This window comes from Ancylobacter sp. G4_0304, assembly GCF_047501495.1.
Taxonomy (GTDB): domain Bacteria; phylum Pseudomonadota; class Alphaproteobacteria; order Rhizobiales; family Xanthobacteraceae; genus Ancylobacter.
The window spans coordinates 47,851-68,538 of record NZ_JAZDRM010000007.1 but is presented as its reverse complement, the minus strand read 5'-3'; the positions used below and the strand labels follow the sequence as shown (position 1 = coordinate 68,538).

Annotated in this window: 24 protein-coding genes; 12 read left to right on the top strand and 12 right to left on the bottom strand. The window is 68.9% G+C overall.

Going from position 1 to position 20,688, the window contains the following annotated elements; all coding sequences use genetic code 11:
- Positions 1 to 34 precede the first annotated feature (34 nt).
- From VRZ77_RS05910 to VRZ77_RS05885, 6 genes are all read left to right on the top strand, one after another.
- Positions 35 to 670 (top strand): class I SAM-dependent methyltransferase, encoded by a 636-nt coding sequence (locus tag VRZ77_RS05910; RefSeq protein WP_414591737.1) that lies wholly within the window; start codon positions 35 to 37, stop codon positions 668 to 670.
- A 41-nt stretch (positions 671 to 711) separates the two neighbouring features.
- Positions 712 to 1,296 (top strand): NADPH-dependent FMN reductase, encoded by a 585-nt coding sequence (locus VRZ77_RS05905; RefSeq protein ID WP_414591736.1) that lies wholly within the window; start codon positions 712 to 714, stop codon positions 1,294 to 1,296.
- Between the two features lie 34 nt (positions 1,297 to 1,330).
- Complete coding sequence (pyrF, locus tag VRZ77_RS05900; RefSeq protein WP_414591735.1) at positions 1,331 to 2,059, top strand: orotidine-5'-phosphate decarboxylase; 729 nt, start codon at positions 1,331 to 1,333, stop codon at positions 2,057 to 2,059.
- Positions 2,060 to 2,088: 29 nt separating this feature from the next.
- Entirely contained in the window at positions 2,089 to 2,709 is a 621-nt protein-coding gene (locus VRZ77_RS05895; RefSeq protein ID WP_414591734.1) for a DUF1330 domain-containing protein, read from the top strand.
- A gap of 201 nt (positions 2,710 to 2,910) precedes the next feature.
- Positions 2,911 to 3,153: a 30S ribosomal protein S21 gene (rpsU, locus tag VRZ77_RS05890; protein WP_241619528.1), complete on the top strand. Its 243-nt coding sequence runs from the start codon at positions 2,911 to 2,913 to the stop codon at positions 3,151 to 3,153.
- Positions 3,154 to 3,249: 96 nt separating this feature from the next.
- Positions 3,250 to 3,762, top strand: coding sequence for a GNAT family N-acetyltransferase (locus VRZ77_RS05885; RefSeq protein ID WP_414591733.1), 513 nt, complete (start codon positions 3,250 to 3,252; stop codon positions 3,760 to 3,762).
- Here the strand turns inward: VRZ77_RS05885 and VRZ77_RS05880 are convergent.
- The 7 genes from VRZ77_RS05880 to argB form a co-directional block, all read right to left on the bottom strand.
- Positions 3,749 to 4,021, bottom strand: coding sequence for a hypothetical protein (locus tag VRZ77_RS05880; RefSeq protein ID WP_414591732.1), 273 nt, complete (start codon positions 4,019 to 4,021; stop codon positions 3,749 to 3,751). The two genes, VRZ77_RS05885 and VRZ77_RS05880, sit on opposite strands and share 14 nt — an antisense overlap.
- A 131-nt stretch (positions 4,022 to 4,152) precedes the next feature.
- A complete protein-coding gene (locus VRZ77_RS05875) occupies positions 4,153 to 4,587 on the bottom strand; it encodes a TIGR02301 family protein (protein ID WP_414591731.1) in 435 nt (144 codons plus the stop codon).
- Complete coding sequence (locus tag VRZ77_RS05870; protein WP_414591730.1) at positions 4,584 to 5,024, bottom strand: NUDIX hydrolase; 441 nt, start codon at positions 5,022 to 5,024, stop codon at positions 4,584 to 4,586. Before VRZ77_RS05870 ends, VRZ77_RS05875 begins: the two co-directional genes overlap by 4 nt.
- 6 nt (positions 5,025 to 5,030) lie before the next feature.
- The gene (gene dapE / locus VRZ77_RS05865) at positions 5,031 to 6,218 is read right to left on the bottom strand and encodes a succinyl-diaminopimelate desuccinylase (protein ID WP_414591729.1); all 1,188 of its coding nucleotides are present in this window, start codon (positions 6,216 to 6,218) and stop codon (positions 5,031 to 5,033) included.
- Between the two features lie 159 nt (positions 6,219 to 6,377).
- A complete protein-coding gene (dapD, locus tag VRZ77_RS05860) occupies positions 6,378 to 7,241 on the bottom strand; it encodes a 2,3,4,5-tetrahydropyridine-2,6-dicarboxylate N-succinyltransferase (protein ID WP_414591728.1) in 864 nt (287 codons plus the stop codon).
- An 87-nt stretch (positions 7,242 to 7,328) separates the two neighbouring features.
- Positions 7,329 to 8,117: a pyrimidine 5'-nucleotidase gene (locus VRZ77_RS05855; RefSeq protein ID WP_414591727.1), complete on the bottom strand. Its 789-nt coding sequence runs from the start codon at positions 8,115 to 8,117 to the stop codon at positions 7,329 to 7,331.
- A gap of 162 nt (positions 8,118 to 8,279) precedes the next feature.
- On the bottom strand, positions 8,280 to 9,176 hold the full coding sequence (gene argB, locus VRZ77_RS05850) for an acetylglutamate kinase (RefSeq protein WP_414591726.1): 897 nt from the start codon (positions 9,174 to 9,176) through the stop codon (positions 8,280 to 8,282).
- A 175-nt stretch (positions 9,177 to 9,351) separates the two neighbouring features.
- Between argB and VRZ77_RS05845 the strand changes: the two genes are divergently transcribed.
- The 5 genes from VRZ77_RS05845 to VRZ77_RS05825 all read left to right on the top strand — a co-directional run bounded on the left by VRZ77_RS05845 (position 9,352) and on the right by VRZ77_RS05825 (position 15,624).
- Positions 9,352 to 10,809, top strand: a complete 1,458-nt coding sequence (locus VRZ77_RS05845) for an MATE family efflux transporter (RefSeq protein WP_414591725.1) — start codon at positions 9,352 to 9,354, stop codon at positions 10,807 to 10,809.
- A gap of 63 nt (positions 10,810 to 10,872) precedes the next feature.
- Positions 10,873 to 11,748 (top strand): DUF937 domain-containing protein, encoded by an 876-nt coding sequence (locus tag VRZ77_RS05840; protein WP_414591724.1) that lies wholly within the window; start codon positions 10,873 to 10,875, stop codon positions 11,746 to 11,748.
- Between the two features lie 74 nt (positions 11,749 to 11,822).
- A complete protein-coding gene (locus VRZ77_RS05835; RefSeq protein WP_414591723.1) occupies positions 11,823 to 12,317 on the top strand; it encodes an MmcB family DNA repair protein in 495 nt (164 codons plus the stop codon).
- Positions 12,318 to 12,398: 81 nt separating this feature from the next.
- Positions 12,399 to 15,179 (top strand): DNA mismatch repair protein MutS, encoded by a 2,781-nt coding sequence (gene mutS, locus VRZ77_RS05830; RefSeq protein WP_414591722.1) that lies wholly within the window; start codon positions 12,399 to 12,401, stop codon positions 15,177 to 15,179.
- A gap of 154 nt (positions 15,180 to 15,333) precedes the next feature.
- Positions 15,334 to 15,624: a hypothetical protein gene (locus VRZ77_RS05825; RefSeq protein ID WP_414591721.1), complete on the top strand. Its 291-nt coding sequence runs from the start codon at positions 15,334 to 15,336 to the stop codon at positions 15,622 to 15,624.
- A gap of 8 nt (positions 15,625 to 15,632) precedes the next feature.
- On the opposite strand, the gene VRZ77_RS05820 is transcribed toward VRZ77_RS05825, so the two are convergent.
- From VRZ77_RS05820 to ppdK, 4 genes are all read right to left on the bottom strand, one after another.
- On the bottom strand, positions 15,633 to 15,857 hold the full coding sequence (locus VRZ77_RS05820; protein ID WP_414591720.1) for a hypothetical protein: 225 nt from the start codon (positions 15,855 to 15,857) through the stop codon (positions 15,633 to 15,635).
- A 103-nt stretch (positions 15,858 to 15,960) separates the two neighbouring features.
- Complete coding sequence (locus VRZ77_RS05815) at positions 15,961 to 16,170, bottom strand: cold-shock protein (protein ID WP_414591719.1); 210 nt, start codon at positions 16,168 to 16,170, stop codon at positions 15,961 to 15,963.
- A 179-nt stretch (positions 16,171 to 16,349) separates the two neighbouring features.
- The gene (gene rpsU / locus VRZ77_RS05810) at positions 16,350 to 16,640 is read right to left on the bottom strand and encodes a 30S ribosomal protein S21 (protein WP_414591718.1); all 291 of its coding nucleotides are present in this window, start codon (positions 16,638 to 16,640) and stop codon (positions 16,350 to 16,352) included.
- A 218-nt stretch (positions 16,641 to 16,858) separates the two neighbouring features.
- Positions 16,859 to 19,537 carry a pyruvate, phosphate dikinase gene (gene ppdK, locus VRZ77_RS05805; RefSeq protein ID WP_414591717.1) on the bottom strand — a complete coding sequence of 893 codons (2,679 nt, stop codon included), beginning with the start codon at positions 19,535 to 19,537 and terminating at the stop codon, positions 16,859 to 16,861.
- A gap of 356 nt (positions 19,538 to 19,893) precedes the next feature.
- Here ppdK and VRZ77_RS05800 point away from each other — a divergent pair, with 356 nt between their 5' ends.
- The gene (locus tag VRZ77_RS05800) at positions 19,894 to 20,283 is read left to right on the top strand and encodes a DoxX family protein (protein WP_414591716.1); all 390 of its coding nucleotides are present in this window, start codon (positions 19,894 to 19,896) and stop codon (positions 20,281 to 20,283) included.
- 156 nt (positions 20,284 to 20,439) lie between these two features.
- On the opposite strand, the gene VRZ77_RS05795 is transcribed toward VRZ77_RS05800, so the two are convergent.
- Positions 20,440 to 20,604 (bottom strand): DUF3096 domain-containing protein, encoded by a 165-nt coding sequence (locus tag VRZ77_RS05795; protein ID WP_414591715.1) that lies wholly within the window; start codon positions 20,602 to 20,604, stop codon positions 20,440 to 20,442.
- Between the last annotated feature and the right edge of the window lie 84 nt (positions 20,605 to 20,688).

Below are 20,688 nucleotides of genomic sequence, written 5' to 3'. Positions count from 1 at the left end.
CGTGCCCGCGCGGGTCTGCTGGAATCCTAGTGGCATGCTGCACCGCGCTGATACCCGTTGCTCGACGCCGAAAACCCGGCCCGATGAGGTCCGGTTTCTCCAGTCCTGGTTCCAGAACCCGTTGCGGACCGGGGCGGTCTCGCCATCGGGGCGTGCTCTGGCGCGGACCATGGCCAATTTCGTCGATCCCCATGAGGACGGGCCGGTGATCGAGCTGGGACCGGGCACCGGGCCGGTGACCAGCGCGCTGGTGACGCGCGGCATCGCCCAGGAACGTCTGGTGCTGATCGAGTACAACCCGGAATTCTGCCGGCTGCTCAAGGCGCGCTATCCCGGCGCCACCGTGATTCGCGGCGACGCCTACGACATGCGCGCCACGCTGGACGGCGCTCTCTCCGCCCCGGCGGTCGCCGTGGTCTCCAGCCTGCCGCTGTTCACGCGGCCCGCGCCGGAGCGCCACGCCCTGGTGCGGCAGGCGTTCGAGCTGTCACGGCCGGGCGCGCCGTTCATCCAGTTCACCTATGCCGTGGTCTCGCCGCTGCCGCTGGAAGACCAGCCGATCCACGCCCATGTCAGCCCGCGCGTCTGGCGCAACCTTCCGCCGGCCCGGGTCTGGGTCTATCGTTCGGCGCAGGAGCCGGCGGAACAGGCGAGCCTTCCCGCCGCCTGACCAGCCACCAGCCGGCCCCGTCGGGGAAAGCGGAGACCAGCATGCGCGCGCCCAAGATCGTCACCTTTGCCGGCTCGATCCGTACCGGGTCCTATTCGGCGAGCCTCGCCGCGCTGGCGGCGCGCGACATGGCGCTGATGAACGCCGAGCCGGTGCTGCTCTCGCTCGCCGACTATCCGATGCCGATCTATGACGGCGATCTGGAGGCCGCCGAGGGCGTGCCCGCCCCGGCCCGCCAGCTGCGCGACCAGCTTGCCTCGGCGGATGGCGTGTTCATCGTCACCCCGGAATATAATGCCGGCCTGCCGCCGTTGCTCAAGAACGCGCTGGACTGGGTGAGCCGGGTGAAATCCACCGAGGGCGACGCCTTCAAGGGGCCGGTCTATGCCATCGGCTCCTCCTCCCCCGGCGCGCTGGGCGGCTATCGCGCCGCGATGATGCTGCGCCAGACCCTGGCGCTGGGGCTCGGCTGCCTCGTTCTCGCCGAGCAGGCCATGGTGCCCGGCGCCGGGCAGGCCTTCGACGACCAGGGCGGGCTGAAGGAGGAGCGTTCGCAAAGGCAGTTGCGCGCCGTGCTCACAGCGCTTATCGACCAGTCGGCGCTCAGGACCGGGCTGCGCGCCTGATCCCCTTTTCGCCCGGACGGCTGGACCTTCGCTCATGACCGCTTCCGGGACCGACACCGTTGCCGACCCTCGCGACCGCCTGATCGTGGCGCTGGACCTGCCCTCGGTCGGGGCGGCGGAGAGCGTGGTGGCCCGGCTCGGCGATGCCGCGACCTTCTACAAGATCGGCTATGAGCTGGGCTATGCCGGCGGGCTGGGGTTCGCGCGCGAGCTGATCGCGGACGGCAAGAAGGTGTTCATCGATTTCAAGCTGCACGACATCGGCAACACGGTGGCGCGCGGCGTCGCCTCGATCGCCGCGATGGGCGCGAGCTTCCTCACCGTACACGCCTATCCCCAGACCATGCGCGCGGCGATGGAAGGCAAGGGCGCGAGCCCGCTGCGCATCCTCGCCGTCACGGTGCTGACCTCCTATGACGATGCCGACCTCGCCGAGGCCGGATATGCCGAAGACGTCGCGGCCACCGTGGCGCGCCGGGTGGCGCAGGCGCGCGAGGCGGGGATCGACGGCATCGTCTGCGCCCCGACCGACGCGGCGACGGTGCGCGCGATCCTCGGGCCGCGCCGCGCCATCGTCACCCCCGGCGTGCGCCCGGCCGGCGCGGCGGTGGGCGACCAGAAGCGCGTCGCTACCCCGGCCTCGGCGATCCGTGCCGGGGCGGACCATCTGGTGGTCGGCCGCCCGATCGTCGCCTCGCCGGACCCCGCCGCCGCCGCGCGCGCGGTGCAGGCCGAAATCGCGGCGGCCGTGGCCGGCGCCTGAACCACACAGACAAAAAGGGAAGCACCGCCATGGCCAAGGGCTACTGGATCAGCCGCATCGATGTCCGTGATCCCGAGCGCTTCAAGCTCTACGCGGCCGCGGCGGGACCGGCCATCGAGGCCTTCGGCGGGCGGTTTCTGGTGCGCGGCGGCGGCTTCGAGGCTCTCGAAGGTACCGCGCGGGCGCGCAATGTGGTGGTGGAGTTTCCGGACTACGACACGGCAGTGGCCTGTTTCCGCTCACCCGACTACCAGGTTGCCTATGAGCACCGCATCGCGGCCTCGCAGGACGAGCATCTCATCATCGAGGGCTATGAAGGCGACCAGCCCGCCGCCGGCCTGATCGACGGCCCGCCCACGGCGCCGGGCGCCGCCTATTGGGTGATGCGCCTCGATGTCCACGACACTGAGGGCTACAAGCCCTATCTCGCGGCCGACGCCCTCGCGGTTGCGAAGTACAAGGGCTGGTTCCTGGTGCGCGGCGGGCGGCACGAGGCGGTGAGCGGGACGGCGCGCTCGCGCAATGTCGTGCTGGCCTTCGCCGATTACGAGACCGCGCTCGCGTGTTACCGCTCGCCGGAATATCAGGCGGCGCTGGCGTTCCGAAAGGCGGCGGCCGAGGGCGAGGTGATCGTCGCCGAGGGGGTGTGAGCGCCCGCAACGCCGGCATTTCTGGTATATCAGCGGAATCCGGCGACTCCCGGCCTTGCGATATGGACAAGCCGGATGCCCTCTGCTATGTGCGCACACCTTGATCGGCAGCCGAGCCGTCCCTTCGTCCTGAGGGGATGACCGTTCCGGTCTTCAGATTTTCACGTATCGCGATCCGCGAAGGCACGAAGAGGAACAAACGTGCAGGTTCTCGTTCGGGACAACAATGTCGATCAGGCCCTGAAGGCCCTCAAGAAGAAGATGCAGCGCGAAGGCATCTTCCGCGAGATGAAGCTCCGCGGCCATTACGAGAAGCCGTCCGAGAAGCGCGCCCGCGAAGAGGCCGAGGCCGTTCGCCGCGCCCGCAAGCTCGCCCGCAAGCGCGCCCAGCGCGAGGGTCTGCTGCCCTCGAAGCCGAAGCCCGTCGGCCCCGGCGCCCGCTGAGCTTTTCGGCCCTTCGGGCCGGTTCATCGATTATCAGAAAGCGCGGTGACATCGGTCGCCGCGCTTTTTGCGTTGGGCACTCCCCCGGAGCGGCGCATGGCTCGCACCCCTTCCCACACCCCTTCCGCCTGCCGGATCGACGATCTGCGCCGCGTGCCGCATTTCGCGGACCATGTGGCGTCATGCGTCTGGCAGGCCTGGTGGCGCGACAGCGGCGTTGCGCTGGCGGCACTGCGGGCGCGGGTGGAAGAGGCGTTGGCAGGGGAGGGCGTACCGGTGACGCTGGTCGCCCATCACGACGGCCGCTTTCTCGGCACCGCCTCGCTCATCGCCTCCGACATGGAGGAGCGGCCGGACTATGCGCCCTGGGTGGCGGCGGTCTGGGTCGAGCCCGAGGAGCAGCGGCGCGGCATCGGCGCCGCGCTGGTGGATCAGGCGGCGCGTGCCGGCTTCGCGCTTGGCGCGCCCCGGGTCTATCTGTGCACCGAGGCGACGAACCTCGGCTTCTACCGTCGCGGCGGCTGGGGTCTCATCGAGGCCGATGTCGCCGGTCTCGATATTCTGGCGCGCGATACAGAGCCGCGCCCCGGCGCCGTCACTGCCGGTTGAACGGCACGGTGTATTCGCCGGCGCGGATGCGCCCGGCCAGGCGCTCGGCAAAGCCGGCGGCGGCTTCCTCGCCATAGGTGGCGACCATGGAGCGGATCGCGGTGAACAGCGCCGCCTGAGCGAGGCAGTCCTCGTCGAGCCCGTCATAGACCGCTTCGTTCCACGCCTCGTCCAGATAGGCGAGCGCGGCATGGCGCTCGTCCTGATGCGCCTGGTCGGCAGTTTCGTCGAACGTGAGCGGATCGGGGAGCTGGGACAATCTCAAAACCTCCGCGCGTTGGAGTGACGCGCCCGAATCGACATTAGCACGCTCCGCCGGCGCTTCCGCCCAAGTTTTGAAGAACGGTTAACGGCGACGGCGCCCGCTGGCTGAAACCCGTTGTAACCCGGTTAATTGCTGCCGTAGCGCGCTGCAATGTCGCGGGAGAGCTTCGCTCCCGCCTCCAGATACCGCTGGGCGGCGAGTTGGGCCGAATCCGTGCAGGAACGATAGACCTGCCGGTAGCTCTCATAGCCATTGTTGAAGGCGGCGATGAGCTGGCCGCGCCTTGTGTCGGAGGGCTGTTCGGCGTCCAGCATGCCCTGCATCTCGTCGCGCCAGCGCGTGCCTTCCGCCGCGCCGCAGAGCGGACGGATGTAGTGCAGCGCACCGAGAATTTCGGAGAGCTTCAGCAGGTCCGGCTCGTAGGGCGGCAGGCCGCCGCTGTTCTGCTGCGCGCCGGCCGGCAGCGCCAGCAGGGCGCACAGGCCGAGGCCGAACAGGAGCGGGGCGGGGGAGCGGGGCGTCATCGCCCGAGTGGTGCGCGAGCCGGCGCCCGCCGTCAAGTGCCGGCTTCCACGACGCGATGGGCGCTGGCGATGATGCCGGCGAGGTCGGGCGTGGTCTCGTGCGCGCCCGGCAGCGCGTCCGGAGCGAACCAGCCGACCTCGCTGGCCTCGGGGCCGGTCGACGGCTCGCCCGCCACCCAGCGCCCGGCATAGGACACCACCACGAAATGGGTGGTCACGGTGCCGGCCTCGTCATGGCGGATGATGTCGAGCGCGCCGGACAGGCCGAGGATGGCGCAGTCGACGCCGACCTCCTCCATCGCCTCGCGCCGGGCGGCGGCTTCCAGCGTCTCGCCGGCCTCGACGCGCCCGCCGGGCAGGCTCCACAGGCCGTTCATGGTGGCGGCGCCGCGCCGGGCGAGCAGCACGCGGCCCTCGCGGAAGATCGCGGTGCTCACCGCCAGAACGGGACGCGGAACCGGGGTGTCGCTCATGGTGCCTCAGCGCCCGAAGGCCGCGAAATAGCGGTCGAGAATGCCGCGATAGACCCCGGTCAGGGCCTGCAGCTCGGCGACCGGGGTGCTCTCGTCGATGCCGTGCATCGAAGTGCCGACCAGGCCGAACTCGATCACCGGGCAGTAATCCTTGATGAAGCGGGCGTCCGAGGTGCCGCCGGTGGTGGAGAGCTCCGGCGTGTGGCCGGTCTCGCGCGCGATGGCGTCGACAACGAGATCGACGAAGGCGCCCGGCGCGGTGAGGAAGCTGTCGGAGGAGCGTTCCTCGAAGGCGACGCTCCAGCGCACCTCGTTGCCAGCGGCGGCGGCCAGCCGGCGCTCGATCGCCTCACGCAGGGTGGTGGGGGTCCAGATGTCGTTGAAGCGGATGTTGAACCGCGCCTCGACCTGCGCCGGGATCACGTTGAAGGCGGGGTTGCCGGTATCGACCGACACGACTTCGAGGTTCGAGGCCTGGAAATGCGCGGTGCCGGCGTCGAGCGGCTCGTCGTTGAGCGCGGCGAGCAGCTTTACCAAGCCGGGGATCGGGTTCTCGGCGAGGTGGGGATAACCGACATGGCCCTGCCTGCCGTGCACGGTGAGCGTGCCGGAAAGCGAGCCGCGCCGGCCGATCTTCACCATGTCGCCGAGCCTGGCCCGGCTGGTGGGTTCGCCCAGCACGCAATGGTCGATGCGCTCGTCGCGATCGGCGAGCCAGCGCAGCAGCTTCTCGGTGCCGTTGATCGCCGGGCCTTCCTCGTCGCCGGTGATGAGGAAGGAGATCGAGCCCGGCATGCTGTCGCCGCGCTCGGCGATGAAATCCAGCGCGGCGGCGAGACTGGCGGCGACGCCGCCCTTCATGTCGACCGCGCCGCGCCCATAGAGGATGCCCTCGCAGATCGCGCCCTCGAACGGGGGAAAGCGCCACTGCGCAGCATCGCCCGGCGGCACCACGTCGGTGTGGCCGGCGAAGCAGAAATTCGGCCCCAGCGTGCCGAAGCGGGCATAGAGGTTCTCGATATCCGGGGTGCCGGGGGCGGTGAGCTTCACGCGGTGCACCGCAAAGCCGGCATTGGACAGCAGCGCGTCGAGATAGCCGAGCGCGCCGCCTTCCTCGGGAGTGACCGAAGGACAGCGGATCAATGCGCGGGCGATGTCGACGGGATCGGTCTTCGGCGTCGCGTTCATCGACATGGCTGGCTCCTCTGGCCAACGTCCCGGAAACGGTGAAACCGCTCTCCGGGATTGCAAAGTAGGCTTCCGCGCCGGCACGCGATCCCGGCGCTACGCTGCGCTCCGGCCGGGACGACGGTCAAGAGGATCGTCGTTCGGGGATCCGGAGATCGCGTCCGCTCAATCCCGCAGCAGTTCGTTGATCGAGGTCTTGGAGCGGGTCTGCTCGTCGACGCGCTTGACGATCACCGCGCAATAGAGCGAGGGACCGGGCGTGCCGTCGGGCAGCGGCTTGCCGGGCAGCGAGCCGGGCACCACCACGGAATAGGCCGGCACCTCGCCGACGAACACCTCGCCGGTGGCGCGGTCGACGATCTTGGTGGTGGCCGAGATGAACACGCCCATGGAGAGCACCGAGCCCTTGCGGACGATGACGCCCTCGACGACTTCCGAGCGGGCGCCGATGAAGCAATTGTCCTCGATGATCACGGGCCCGGCCTGCAGCGGCTCCAGCACGCCGCCGATGCCGACGCCGCCGGACAGGTGCACGTGCTTGCCGATCTGGGCGCAACTGCCCACCGTCGCCCAGGTGTCGACCATGGAGCCCTCGTCGACGCGGGCGCCGAGATTGACGAAGGACGGCATCAGCACCACGTTCGGCGCGATATAGGCCGAGCGGCGCACGATGGCGCCCGGCACCGCGCGGAAGCCCGCAGCGCGGTATTCGTCATCCCCCCAGCCGGCGAACTTGGAGGGCACCTTGTCCCACCAGTGCGCCCCGCCGGGGCCGCCGGGAATCGCGGTCATGTCATTGAGGCGGAACGACAGCAGCACCGCCTTCTTCAGCCACTGGTTGACGGTCCAGTTGCCGTCCGAATCCGGCTCGGCCACGCGCGCCTTGCCGGCGTCGAGAAGCGCGAGCGCCTCGTTCACGGCGTCGCGGATCTCGCCCTTGGTCTCGAAGCCGATGCCGCCGCGCTGCTCGAACGCGTCCTCGATGATGGTCTTGAGCTGGCTCGACTGAACGGACGACGACACGGACATGGGCTTCTTCCTCTCCTGGCTGGCGCCGGGTCTTGTCCCGGCCCGCGCGGCGTCTGTCAACGGCTCATCGCGGGGTTGAGGGCGGCTTCATCGCGCCGGCGCGCGCAGGGCGGTGAGAAAGCCGGTCAGATCGTCGGTCACATGGTCGACATGCGCGGCGTCGAAGCCCTCGTTCTCCCAGTCCTCGCGGGTTTTGGGCTCGCCGGTCACGCTCGGCTGGCCGGCGGGGGCGCCGGTGAGGGCGGGCGGCACCACCAGCACGGTCTTCATGCCGAGCATGGCCGGCACTTCGAGGTTGCGCGCGAGGTCCTCGAACATCGCGGAACGCGTGGGGTCGACCTCGAACATGTCGAGGAAGCGGCGATAGGCCGGCTCCTGCGGCTTGGGGTGGAACTCGGCGGCGACGATGTCGTGCACGTCGGCGAAATGCTCGGAGATGCCGAGCTTGGCCAGAACCTGCTCGGCATGGGCGCGCGAGCCATTGGTGTAGACCAGCTTGCGCCCCGGCAGGTCGCCGAGCGCGAGCCCGAGCGCGGGCGCCGGGTCGAGGCTGGCGAGGTCGATTTTATGGGCGGCGTCGAGGAAGGCGTCCGGGTCCATGCCGTGCTCGATCATCAGCCCGCGCAGCGAGGTACCGTATTTGCGGTAATAGCCCTTCTGCAGCGCGAAGGCCTCGTCGAGCGAGAGGCCGAGATAGTTCGCGATATAGCCGCGCATGTTCATGTCGATCTGCCGCCACAGGTCGAGACCGGGCGGATAGAGCGTGTTGTCGAGGTCGAACACCCAGGTCTCGACATGGGCGAAGTCGAGCGCGGCGGGGAGGACGGAAGCGCTGGACGCGGGGGGCGGGGAGCTGGATATCGGGGAGCTGGACATGGCGCTGTTCTAGCTCAATCCGGGAGGGGCGTCAGCGGGCACCAGCCTGAAGATCGTCATTCCGGCCGGAGGCAGGGCCGCAGAGCCGGGATGGTGTGCGGCATACTCGTCGCGATCCCGGAGACGGCCTGACAGCCGTTCCGGGATGACGAAGGGGCGGTCTCAGCCCTTGCGGATCAGCGTGCCGGCGCCGTGGTCGGTCAGCAGCTCCAGCAGCACCGCGTGCGGCACCTTGCCGTCGAGGATCACCACGCCTTCCACGCCCTGCTCCAGCGCGTAGATGCAGGTCTCCACCTTTGGGATCATGCCGCCGGAAATGGTACCGTCGGCGATCAGCCGGCGGGCGTCGGTGATGGTGAGTTCCTTGATCAGGTTCTTGTCGCGGTCGAGCACGCCGGGCACGTCGGTGAGCAGCAGCAGCCGCTTGGCGCCCAATGCGCCCGCGATGGCGCCCGCAAACGTGTCGGCGTTGACGTTGAACGTGCCGCCATCCTCGCCGGTGGCGAGCGGGGCGAGGACCGGGATCAGCTCGCGGCCGAGGATCTGGTCGAGCACGGTGGTGTCGACCCGCGCCGGCTCGCCGACGAAGCCGAGGTCGATCTCGCGCTCGATATTGGAATCGGGATCGACCACGGAGCGCGTCGCCTTGGTGGCGAACACCATGTTGCCGTCCTTGCCGGACAGGCCGAGCGCCTTGCCGCCGGCGCCGTTGATGAAGCCGACCAGCGATTTGTTGATCGACCCGGCCAGCACCATCTCGACGATCTCGACGGTGGCCTTGTCGGTGATGCGCAGGCCCGCGGCGAATTCCGACTTGATGCCGAGCTTGGCCAGCATGGCGCCGATCTGCGGCCCGCCGCCATGCACCACCACCGGGTTCACGCCGGACTGCTCCAGCAGGACGATATCCTGCGCGAAGTCACGCGCCACCTGCTCGTCGCCCATGGCGTGGCCGCCATATTTCACCACGATGATGGCGTCGTCATAGCGCTGCATGTGCGGCAGCGCCTGGACCAGGACGCGGGCCTTGGCGTGGTCGTCGGTGATGTCGGCGGTCATGAGGCAATCCGTTCGCGGCGAGAACCTTGAGGCTGGCCGCCCTTCTAGCCGATTTTCATGACGCTTCTCAATTGCCATGCGCGGCGACCGAAGACGGGCGCAATGGCACGGCTGCAAGTCATGCCTTGCCCGGCGGCGCCTACCGATGGCCGGGAGCGCGTGCCATATAGCGGCGATGGACACGCACGCCGATCGCCCGGTCGCCCCCGCTTCCGCTCCCGCGGCCCGTTTCGTGGAGGGCTCGACGCTCCGCCATGTCGCGGTGATGACGGCGGCCGGCTCGGTCGGGCTGGTGGCGGTGTTCGTCGTCGACCTCTTGAACCTGTTCTACATTTCGCTGCTCGGCGAGACCGAGCTTGCCGCCGCCATCGGCTATGCCGGCACCGCGATGTTCTTCACCACCTCGGTCGCCATCGGCGTGATGATCGCCGGCTCCGCGCTGGTCTCGCGCGCCATCGGCGCCGGGCGGCGCGAGGAGGCGCGGCGGCTCTCGACCTCGGCGCTGGTCTACATGACGGTCGCGACCGCGCTGCTGGTCGCCGTGCTGATGCCGTTGGTCTCGCCGATGCTCGCCCTGCTCGGCGCGAGCGGGCAGACGCGGGAGGTGGCGGCGCTGTTCCTAAACATCGTGCTGCCCTCGACGCCGCTGCTCGGCATCGGCATGGCGGCCTCCGGCACGCTGCGCGCGGTGGGCGATGCGCGGCGCTCGATGTGGGTGACGCTGAGCGCCGGGCTGGTGACGGCGGTGCTCGACCCGCTGCTGATCCTCGCGCTGGGGCTCGGGGTGGAGGGCGCGGCCATCGTCACCGTGTTCGCACGGGTGGTGATGGCGGCCTATGGGCTCTATGCGGTGGTGCGGGTGCACGACCTTGCCGCGCGCCCCAGCGTCGCCGGCTTCGTCAGGGATGTGCGCCCGCTCTCGGGTATCGCCATCCCGGCGATCCTGACCAATATCGCGACCCCGGCCGGCAACGCCTACATCACCCATGCGCTGGCGCCCTATGGCGATGCGGCGGTGGCGGCGTGGGCGGTGATCGGGCGGCTGATCCCGGTGGCGTTCGGCCCGCTTTTCGCGCTGACCGGGGCGATCGGGCCGGTGATCGGCCAGAATGTCGGCGCGCGGCGCTTCGACCGGGTGCGGCAGTCGATCCTGGACAGTCTCAAGCTCACGCTCGGCTTCGTGCTCACCATGTGGCTGGTACTGGCGCTGGCGCGCCAGCCGATCGCCGGCGTGTTCAGCCTGTCGCCCGAGGGCGTGGCGCTGGTGGAGTTCTTCTGCCTCTATGCGGCGGGCAGCTTCGTGTTCATGGGCGCGCTGTTCGTCGCCAATGCCGCCTTCAACAATCTCGGTGCGCCGCTGCTCTCGACCCTGTTCAACTGGTCGCGGGCGACGCTGGGCGTCGTTCCCTTCGTCTGGCTCGGCGGCCGCTGGTACGGCGCCGAGGGCGTGATCGCCGGGCAGGCGCTGGGTTCGGTCGCCTTCGGCGTCGCCGCGCTGATCAGCGCCTTCGCGGTGGTCGCGCGGCTCCAGCGCCGGGCCGCGACGTCGACATCCGCCCCGCCACCCGCGCTGGCGGTGGGCGAATTGCCGCCCTTCTCCAAGGGCGAGGACGCCAGCGCGCTCGGCTCGTGATCCGCGCGGCAAGCGGGCGTATGGTGGCTCCGGTTCCGAACAGGAACGTTCCGGGAGGACGCCATGAACAGCAGGAACAACATGAACGACTGGCTCGCCGGCCTGCAGAGCGGAGAGGTGGCCGACAATCTCGCGCGCATCTACGCCATCTCGCCCGAACAGGCGCAGCAGGCGGTGGATGCGGTGCTGCCGGCCTTCCAGCTCGGGCTGGAGCGCAGCGCCCAGACCCAGGCCGGCATGCTCGGCCTGATCGGCACCATGGCGCGCAATCCTTATGCGCAGGCAATGCAGAACACGGGTTTCGGCTTTTCGCCGCAGATGCGTGAGCAGGGCAATGACGCGCTCGCCGCCATGTTCGGCTCGCCCGATGTCAGCCGCGCCGTGGCCGCGCAGGCTGCCGCCACCAGCGGCCTGTCCTCGGCGCTGATCAAGCAGATGCTGCCGGTGATCGCCAGCCTTGTCCTCGGCAGCCTGATGAAGGGCGGCGGGGCATCGGGCGGGGGCTCGAACCCGCTGCCGGACCTTCTCGGCGGCATGTTCGGCGGGGGAGCCGGCGGCGCGGGGGCGGGCCAGCCGCGTTCGGGCGGCAGCGGCAACCCGCTGGAGGACCTTCTGGGCGGAATGTTCGGCGGCGGGGCCGGCGGCACGGGTGGCGGCCAGCCGCGGTCGGGCGGCAGCGGCAACCCGCTTGAGGATCTTCTCGGCGGAATGTTCGGCGGCGGAGCCGGTGGCGCGGGTGGCGGTCAGTCGCGCTCCGGCAGCGGCAATCCGCTGGAGGACCTGCTGGGCGGCATGTTTGGCGGCGGTGGTGCCGGCGGGAACGCGACGCCGTCCGAGCCCGAGGCTGAGCCGCGTCCACGTTCCGCCGACCCGAAAATGCAGCCGTTCCAGGACATTTTCGACCAGTTCTTCGACCCCCGCAGCGGCGGGCGGCGCTGAGCTCGTCCGATGGCCGGCTCGCTCCCGGCCATCGGCTCTTGCCGGGGCGCGATGAGAACATATAGAGTACGGACATGAGCGAGCCCGTTTATGCCCTGCCTGACCTGGTGCCCCCGGCCGATGGCCGCCAGTCCGAGACGGCCCGCGCGATCCAGCGCGGCGCGCTGCGCTATCTCGCGGCCTGCGGGCTGGCCGGCGTGCCGGAATTCGTGCTGGCGTCCGGCCGGCGCGCGGATATCGCCGCCATCGACGCGCGCGGCGAGGTGTGGGTGGTGGAGATCAAATCCTCGGTCATCGACTTCCGCACCGACCGCAAATGGGCCGAGTACCGCCTGTTCTGCGACCGGCTGTTCTTCGCCGTCGCTCCCGACTTCCCGCTGGAAATCCTGCCCGAGGATGTCGGCATACTGGTCGCGGATGCGTTCGGCGCCGGGCTGATCCGCGAGGCGCCGCGCCATCCGCTGGTCGCGTCCACGCGGCGGGCGGTGACGCTGCGGCTCGCCCGGGCCGCCGCCGGCCGGATGATGGCGCTGATGGACCCCGACGCGCTGCGCGGCATCGAGCTGTGAGCGGGCAGCTTTAGGGGGACAAGACCGGCATCGGGCTTGAAGTGCCGGGCCCACCCCTGCAAGCCTTGGCCTATGGATTCCATGACCGAGAAAACTGAGGCCGCCGCCGCTTCCCTTGAGCCCGCGACGCAGGACGCCGCCCCGCGCGCCGCGCCCAAAGCGGGAGCCGACGCCGAACGCGTCACGCCCATGATGGCGCAATATATCGAGATCAAGACCGCCAACCCGGACAGCCTGCTGTTCTACCGGATGGGCGATTTCTACGAGCTGTTCTTCGAGGACGCGGAAATCGCCTCGCGCGCGCTCGGCATCGTGCTGACCAAGCGCGGCAAACATCAGGGCGCGGATATTCCGATGTGCGGCGTGCCGGTGGAGCGCGCCGAGGAATATCTGCACAAGCTGATCGCCTGCGGCCACCGCGTCGCGGTGTGCGAGCAGATCGAAGACCCGGCCGAGGCCAAGAAGCGCGGCCCGAAGAGCGTGGTGCGCCGCGACGTCACCCGCCTCGTCACCCCCGGCACGCTGACCGAGGACGCGCTGCTGGATGCCCGGCGCGAGAATGTGCTGGCGGCGCTGGCCCGGCTGCGCGGCGGCGAGGGCGAGGACGGTCACGTCTATGCGCTGGCCTTCGCGGACATCTCCACCGGCTCGTTCCGGGTCGCGGAGACCGATGCCGGGCGGCTCGCCGCCGATCTCGCCCGCATTGAGCCGGCGGAGCTTCTGGTGCCGGACGCCGTGTTCGGTGAGCCGGCGTTCCGCGAGCTGTGGCGCAGCCTGCCGGCGGTGACGCCGCTGCCCAAGGAGAGTTTCGACGGCACGGTGGCGGAGCGGCGCATCGCCGGCTTTTTCCAGGTGGCGACGCTGGAGTCCTTCGGCGCCTTCACCCGCGCCGAGCTGACCGCCGCCGCGGCCGTGGTCGCCTATATCGAGCGCACCCAGCTCGGCGCCCGTCCGCCCTTGCAGCGCCCGGTGCGCGAGGCCAGCGCGGATGTGATGGTGATCGACCCCGCCACCCGCGCCAATCTCGAAATCCTGCGCACCACGACCGGGGACCGCGCCGGCAGCCTCAATGCCAGCGTCGACCGCACCGTGACCTCGGCCGGGGCGCGGCTTCTGGCCCGGCGCCTCGCCGAGCCGCTGACCGACCCGGCGCGCATCAATGCGCGGCTGGATGCGGTGGAGCATCTGGTCGAGGCGCCCGCTTTGCGCGAGGCGTTGCGCGCCCGCCTTGCCGGCGCGCCGGACCTCGCCCGCGCGCTGTCGCGTGTCGCGCTGGGCCGCTCGGGCCCGCGCGACCTCTCCGCCATCGGGCGCGGCCTCGCCGAGGGCGCCGCCCTTGCCGGGATGATCGCGGGCGAGGCGCCGCGCGAGCTTGCCGAGGCCGCCGCCACGCTCTCGGGCGTCGACCCCGCGCTGGCCGCGCTGCTGTCCGCCGCGCTGGCCGATGAGCTGCCGCTGAACCGCCGCGACGGCGGCTTCATCCGCGCCGGCTATGATCCCGACCTCGACGGCTTGCGCGCGCTGCGCGACGAGAGCCGGCGCGTGGTGGCGGCGCTGGAGCGGCGCTATGCCGAGGAGACCGGCGTCAAGTCCTTGAAGATCAGGCACAATGCGGTGCTCGGCTATTTCGTCGAGGTCAGCCAGCAGAATGCCGACCGGCTGCGCGAGCCGCCTTTCGCCAGCGTGTTCGTGCACCGCCAGACTATGGCGGGGGCGATGCGCTTCACCTCGACCGAGCTTGGCGAGCTGGAGGCGAAGATCGCCAGCGCCGGCGAGCGCGCGCTCGGGCTGGAACAGGGCATTTTCGACCAGCTGGTGGCGGCGGTGAACGCGCTGGCGGAGAGCATCCGCGCCGCAGCCGGGGCACTTGCGGTGGTCGACGTCACCGCCGGCCTCGCCGCGCTGGCGGTGGAGCAGGGCTATGTCCGGCCGCATGTCGATGGCAGCCTCGATTTCGCGATTTCCGGCGGCCGGCATCCGGTGGTGGAGCAGGCGCTGACGCGCGATGGCGGGCCGTTCGTCGCCAATGACTGCGACCTCTCCGCGCCCGAGGCCAAGAAGGCGGCGCCGGCTGGACGGATCTGGCTGGTCACCGGCCCGAACATGGCGGGCAAGTCCACCTTCCTGCGGCAGAACGCGCTGATCGCGGTGCTGGCGCAGGCCGGCGCCTTCGTGCCGGCGGCCTCGGCCCGGCTGGGCGCGGTGGACCGGCTGTTCTCGCGCGTCGGCGCGGCGGACGATCTGGCGCGCGGGCGCTCGACCTTCATGGTCGAGATGGTGGAGACCGCCGCGATCCTCAATCAGGCGACCGACCGCTCGCTGGTGATTCTCGACGAGATCGGGCGCGGCACCGCGACCTTTGACGGCCTCTCCATCGCCTGGGCGAGCCTTGAGCATCTGCACGAGGTCAATCGCTGTCGCGGCCTGTTCGCCACGCATTTCCATGAGCTGACCGCGCTCTCCCAGCGCCTCGACCGCCTCGTCAACGCGACGGTGAAGGTGAAGGAGTGGGAGGGCGAGGTGATCTTCCTGCACGAGGTGGTGCCGGGTGCGGCGGACCGCTCCTACGGCATTCAGGTCGCCAAGCTCGCCGGCCTGCCGCCCATGGTGGTGGCGCGGGCCAAGGCGGTGCTCACCGAACTGGAAAGCGCCGACCGCGCGGCGCCCGCCCAGCGCATCCTCGACGACCTGCCGCTGTTCGCCGCGCTGAACCGTGTCCCGGCGGCGCAGGCGCCGGCCGCGAAGGCCGATCCGGTCGCGGCGGCGGTGAAGGGGGCGCTAGACGCCATCGACCCCGACGAGATGACCCCGCGCGAGGCGCTGGAGGCGCTGTACCGGCTGAAGGCGGCGGCTCGGGGGTGAGAGGGTAACCTCAATCCCGTTCGGCGAGCCACCTTTCCGCATCGCGAGACAATCGTTCGGCCATCGCGTCCTCGTGCCTGAGTACGAAATCGGGCGTCCAAGATCTAAATCTAATCGCGTACTCTGCCTGTCGGTGGGGCGAGGGCGCCGTCTGATGCTCAATAATCTCTGGGGGCTCGGCGGGATTTCACACGCTCGTCTGGCGTACCGCGTTCGCTTGGGGTTCGGGACGCTCGTCGCCACCGAGTCCGACGCCGTGCGTTATGTCGGCGATTGCGCCAGCGGTGCGCCGATGTTCGGCTGCTTCCGGCACAGTGTCGGGGTCAGCACCGTCACGCGCTGTCTGCACGGGATTGAGACGCCGCCGCGCCGGATCACCGCAGAGCCGGGTGGCGCGGGGTTCGTTGAGGTCGCGGAGGCGCTGCTGTCCTCGCGTGCCGGATAGGCCGGCGCCTATTTGCCACCGCGCGCGCGCACCGGGCGTGCCGTCTTCGCCGCCACCGGCGTCGCAGCGGCCTCCTGCGCGAGGCGTGCTTCGCGCAGCCGCGCGGTCTTGGCGTCGCGCCGGGCGACTTCCTGATCGATCATCGTCTTGGCGATGCGCGATACCGCGTCGGCCTTGCTCTCGGCCTTGGTGAGATTGGGCTTGAAGAGATTGTCGCGGGTCGGTTCAACCATCGTCGTCATCCCTGAAAATGAAAAAGGCCGGGATGTTCCCGGCCTTCCCACTGTGCTCAACGGTTCCTGCCAGTACATCCGTGGTCAGGAGCCGGCAGCACGATCACGCCGCCTGCAGATTGCCGGCCGACTGCTTGCCGGTGCGGCGATCGGACTCGATCTCGAAGGAGATCTTCTGTCCATCGCGCAGCTCGGTCATGCCGGCGCGCTCCACGGCGGAGATGTGGACGAACACGTCCGACCCGCCGTTGTCCGGCTGAATGAAACCATAGCCCTTCTGGCCGTTAAACCACTTCACAGTACCCGTCGCCATGACGATATTCCTTCATTCGGAACAGAAACCAAGCCGCCCGCCGAAAGGCGAAACGGCACATGCTCATCGATTTGAGAGGAAGTTCGCCAAAGCGCGGATCGCGCAAAACAACATTCAACGTGCAAGATCGATGAAGACAACATAGGGCTTTCACCCTATTTCGGCAAGGCCGTTCAATATTATTTCGCCTCGGCGGCCGGCGCAGGGGCCGAGAACGCGTCAGCGGGACGGCCGCGCGCCGGCAGCGGCTTCTTTTTCGGCGCAGCGATCAGGCCCTCGCGCACGGCCTGCTTGCGGGCCAGCTTGCGCGCGCGGCGCACGGCTTCCGCCGCTTCCCGGTTGCGCTTCTCGGACGGCTTTTCATAAGACCGCCGGGCCTTCATTTCACGGAAAACACCTTCGCGCTGCATCTTCTTCTTCAGTACACGCAGCGCCTGATCGACATTGTTGTCGCGGACGAGAACTTGCAAATCCTATCCAATCAAGGCGGTCCGCATCGGACCGCGGTTCGACCACATCCTTGTTGATGATGGTCCTTATATAAGCTGTGCGGCGCGAAAGGCCATCCCCATCCCCGCACCGACCTTGGCCAGCCGCGCTCTGCGGCCCCTTCCGGGGACGGCCGTCCGGCCAAAGCAAAACGGCCGGGCTCAGGCCCGGCCGCTGCGGTTTTCAATTTGCCGACGCGTCACGCCTGGCTGGCGGCCTGCGTCTTCAGCGCCGCCTGCGCGGCGGCGAGGCGGGCGATCGGCACGCGGAAGGGCGAGCACGACACATAGTCGAGTCCCACTTCCTCGCAGAACGCCACCGAGGCCGGGTCGCCGCCATGCTCGCCGCAAATGCCGAGCTTGAGCTTGGGACGCACCGCGCGCCCGCGCTCGGTCGCGATCTTCACCAGCTCGCCGACACCGTCGACATCGATCGACACGAACGGGTCGACCTCGAAGATGCCCTTGCCGATATAGGTGCCGAGGAAGGTGCCAGCATCGTCGCGCGAGATGCCGTAGGTGGTCTGGGTCAGGTCGTTGGTGCCGTAGGAGAAGAACTCCGCGGTCTCCGCGATCTCGCCCGCCTTCAGCGCGGCGCGCGGCAGCTCGATCATGGTGCCGACCTGATAGTTCAGCTTGGTGCCGGTCTCGGCCTCGACCTTAGCCGCCACGCCGTCAATGTCGGCCTTGACGAGGTCGAACTCCTTCTTGCCGGTGATCAGCGGCACCATGATTTCCGGCACCACCGGCTTGCCGGTGCTCTTCTCCGCCGCCACGGCGGCCTCGAAGATCGCGCGGGCCTGCATCTCGGCGATCTCCGGGAAGGCGATGGCGAGACGACAGCCGCGGAAGCCGAGCATCGGGTTGAACTCGTCGAACTCCTTCTTGCGCGCGGCGAGCTTGGCGGCGGAAACGCCGAGGCCGGCCGCCACTTCCGCGATCTCCGCGTCGGTGTGCGGCAGGAATTCGTGCAGCGGCGGGTCGAGCAGGCGGATCGTGACCGGCAGGCCGTCCATGATCTCGAACAGCTCCTGGAAGTCCGAGCGCTGGGCGGCGAGCAGCTTGGCGAGCGCGGCGCGACGGCCCTTCTCGTCGTCCGCAAGGATCATTTCGCGCACGGAACGGATGCGGTCGCCGTCGAAGAACATGTGCTCGGTGCGCGACAGGCCGATGCCCTCGGCGCCGAAGTTCTTCGCGGTGCGGGCATCCAGCGGGGTTTCCGCATTGGCGCGAACCTTGAGGCGGCGCACGCCGTCGGCCCAGCCCATCAGCGTGCCGAACTCACCGGACAGCTCCGGCTGGAGCGTCGCCACCGCGCCGGCGATCACCTGGCCGGTGCCGCCGTCGAGGGTGAGGATGTCGCCCTTCCTGAGGGTGACGCCGCCCGAGGAGAGCGTGCCGGCGGCGTAGTCGACGCGGATGGTGCCGGCGCCACAGACGCAGGGCTTGCCCATGCCGCGCGCCACCACGGCGGCGTGCGAGGTCATGCCGCCGCGGGTGGTGAGGATGCCTTCGGCGGCGTGCATGCCGTGAATGTCTTCCGGCGAGGTCTCGATGCGCACCAGGATGACCTTGCGGCCCTGCGTCTTGAGCAGCTCCGCCTCGTCGGCCGAGAACACGATCTCACCCGAGGCCGCGCCCGGCGAGGCCGGCAGGCCGGAGCCGATGATGTTCTTGTCGGCCTTGGGGTCGAGCATCGGGTGCAGCAGCTGGTCCAGCGCGGCGGGATCGACGCGGGCGATCGCTTCCTCGCGGGTGATCACGCCGGCATCGGCCAGTTCCACCGCGATGCGCAGCGAGGCCTTGGCGGTGCGCTTGCCCGAGCGGGTCTGCAGCATCCACAGCTTGCCGCGCTCGACGGTGAATTCGAGGTCCTGCATGTCGCGGTAGTGGCGCTCCAGCACGCCGGCGATGCGGATGAACTCGGCGTAGACCTCGGGGAGCGCCTTTTCCATCGAGGGCTTGTCGGAGCCGGCCTCGATGCGCGCGACCTCGGTGATGTTCTGCGGGGTGCGGATGCCCGCCACCACATCCTCGCCCTGCGCGTTGATCAGGAACTCGCCATAGAGCGCGTTCTCGCCGGTCGAGGGGTTGCGGGTGAAGGCGACGCCGGTGGCGGAGGTGTCGCCCATATTGCCGAACACCATGGCCTGGATGTTCACCGCCGTGCCCCAGCTTTCGGGGATGGCGTGCAGGCGGCGATAGACGATGGCGCGCTGGTTCATCCAGGAGCCGAACACCGCGCCGATGGCGCCCCAGAGCTGGGCATGGGGGTCCTGCGGGAAGGGGGTGCCGAGCTCGTGCTCGACCAGCGCCTTGTAGCGCTTGACGATTTCCTTCCAGTCATCGGCCGAGAGGTCGGTGTCGAGCGTGTAGCCATTATCGGCCTTGAAGCCGTCCAGCACCTCTTCGAAGTGGTGATGCGGGAAGTCGAGCACCACGTTCGAGTACATCTGGATGAAGCGGCGGTAGCTGTCATAGGCGAAGCGCGGGTTGCCGGAGCCGGCGGCCACGGCCTCGACGGTGACGTCGTTCAGGCCGAGATTGAGCACGGTGTCCATCATGCCCGGCATCGAGGCGCGGGCGCCCGAGCGCACCGAGACGAGCAGCGGGTTGGCGGAATCGCCGAAAACGCGGCCGGCGAGTTTGCCGACATGGGCGAGCGCGGCCTCGACATCGGCCTTCAGCGAGGCCGGATAGACGTTGCCGTTGGCGTAGTAATACGTGCAGACCTCGGTCGAGATGGTGAAGCCGGGAGGCACCGGCAGCCCGAGATTCGACATTTCAGCAAGGTTTGCGCCCTTGCCGCCGAGAAGGTTGCGCATATCCGCCGCACCTTCCGCAGTGCCGTCGCCGAAGGTGTAGACCCATTTCGTCATTTCGGAAGTCCTGTTGGTAGGAAGCGCCCGCGCGCGCCCATCGCCCTGGTGGAAATTCAGACGATACCGAAAACTTAAACCTGCCAGTGGGTTGCGCTGTCACGGCCGAGCCGCTCCATGAGCTTTCCCAAAATTAGGTCTAGCCTTTCGCGCGCAAGGGTTCAATCCATCATTCGCACGGCTTGAGGGCCCATCATTCGCGATGCGGCATTTTTTGTGCGTTGCACATCAATGTGAGCCCTGCGCCGATTGTCGCAGGGGGTGTATTGGGGCATCAGGAAACCAGCCGGATCACCCGCAACAACTCTTGCAACAGCTCTTGCAACAGCTCTTGCAACAAACCTTGGGATTGAAAAATGACCGCTACGCTCAACCGCCTCGCGCCCCATGTGCTCAGCCTTCTGCGCGTGATGGCGGCGCTGCTGATCCTGCAATATGGCTTGCGCAAGGTTCTGGGCTTTCCGCCGGGCGACAACATTCCCAGCCTGACCTCGCTGCCCGGCATTGCCGGCATCTTCGAGCTGGTCTGCGGCGGGCTGATCCTGATCGGGCTGTTCACTCGCCCGGCGGCGTTCGTGCTGTCCGGCGTGATGGCCTTCGCCTATTTCCTGCGTCACGCGCCGCAGGATTTCTACCCGATCAACAATAATGGCAACCTCGCCATCCTGTTCTGCTTCGTCTTCTTCTACTTCGTGTTCTCCGGCGCCGGTCCGTGGAGCGTGGACCGCGTGATCGGCCGGGCGTGACGGCGCGGTGACGGGCGGCGGGGCCGAGAGCTCTTTCCGATCAGGTGGAATCACCTGATCGGAAAGAAAGTGCTCTCGATTCAACGGACTGGAGCATTTCCTCGTCGCGAAAGTCGATCAACTTTCGCGGGAAATGCTCTAGCACCCCGCCTTCGCTCAAAGTCCGAGGCGTTCCAGCCCGCCGGGGCCGAGCAGGCCCATCACGCCGATGAAGATCAGGTAGATCGCGACGATGTAGTTGAGCAGGCGCGGGATCAGCAGGATGAGAATGCCGGCGATGAGCGCGACGAGCGGCTGAAGGGCGACGATGCTGACTTCCATGAGGGGTACTCCCGTGGGGTGACCCTCAAGAACCGCACCGGGCGGGGAAAGGTTCCGGTGGACCTCCCGCCCGGATTCACAGAC

Bases quoted from the DNA above. Each gene is read 5' to 3' on its own strand.
- VRZ77_RS05910 (WP_414591737.1), top strand. From the start codon at position 35: ATGCTGCACCGCGCTGATACCCGTTGCTCGACGCCGAAAACCCGGCCC.
- VRZ77_RS05905 (WP_414591736.1), top strand. From the start codon at position 712: ATGCGCGCGCCCAAGATCGTCACCTTTGCCGGCTCGATCCGTACCGGG.
- pyrF (WP_414591735.1), top strand. From the start codon at position 1,331: ATGACCGCTTCCGGGACCGACACCGTTGCCGACCCTCGCGACCGCCTG.
- VRZ77_RS05895 (WP_414591734.1), top strand. From the start codon at position 2,089: ATGGCCAAGGGCTACTGGATCAGCCGCATCGATGTCCGTGATCCCGAG.
- VRZ77_RS05885 (WP_414591733.1), top strand. From the start codon at position 3,250: ATGGCTCGCACCCCTTCCCACACCCCTTCCGCCTGCCGGATCGACGAT.
- VRZ77_RS05870 (WP_414591730.1), bottom strand. From the start codon at position 5,024: ATGAGCGACACCCCGGTTCCGCGTCCCGTTCTGGCGGTGAGCACCGCG.
- dapE (WP_414591729.1), bottom strand. From the start codon at position 6,218: ATGTCGATGAACGCGACGCCGAAGACCGATCCCGTCGACATCGCCCGC.
- dapD (WP_414591728.1), bottom strand. From the start codon at position 7,241: ATGTCCGTGTCGTCGTCCGTTCAGTCGAGCCAGCTCAAGACCATCATC.
- VRZ77_RS05855 (WP_414591727.1), bottom strand. From the start codon at position 8,117: ATGTCCAGCTCCCCGATATCCAGCTCCCCGCCCCCCGCGTCCAGCGCT.
- argB (WP_414591726.1), bottom strand. From the start codon at position 9,176: ATGACCGCCGACATCACCGACGACCACGCCAAGGCCCGCGTCCTGGTC.
- VRZ77_RS05845 (WP_414591725.1), top strand. From the start codon at position 9,352: ATGGACACGCACGCCGATCGCCCGGTCGCCCCCGCTTCCGCTCCCGCG.
- VRZ77_RS05840 (WP_414591724.1), top strand. From the start codon at position 10,873: ATGAACAGCAGGAACAACATGAACGACTGGCTCGCCGGCCTGCAGAGC.
- VRZ77_RS05835 (WP_414591723.1), top strand. From the start codon at position 11,823: ATGAGCGAGCCCGTTTATGCCCTGCCTGACCTGGTGCCCCCGGCCGAT.
- mutS (WP_414591722.1), top strand. From the start codon at position 12,399: ATGACCGAGAAAACTGAGGCCGCCGCCGCTTCCCTTGAGCCCGCGACG.
- VRZ77_RS05825 (WP_414591721.1), top strand. From the start codon at position 15,334: ATGCTCAATAATCTCTGGGGGCTCGGCGGGATTTCACACGCTCGTCTG.
- VRZ77_RS05820 (WP_414591720.1), bottom strand. From the start codon at position 15,857: ATGGTTGAACCGACCCGCGACAATCTCTTCAAGCCCAATCTCACCAAG.
- VRZ77_RS05815 (WP_414591719.1), bottom strand. From the start codon at position 16,170: ATGGCGACGGGTACTGTGAAGTGGTTTAACGGCCAGAAGGGCTATGGT.
- ppdK (WP_414591717.1), bottom strand. From the start codon at position 19,537: ATGACGAAATGGGTCTACACCTTCGGCGACGGCACTGCGGAAGGTGCG.
- VRZ77_RS05800 (WP_414591716.1), top strand. From the start codon at position 19,894: ATGACCGCTACGCTCAACCGCCTCGCGCCCCATGTGCTCAGCCTTCTG.
- VRZ77_RS05795 (WP_414591715.1), bottom strand. From the start codon at position 20,604: ATGGAAGTCAGCATCGTCGCCCTTCAGCCGCTCGTCGCGCTCATCGCC.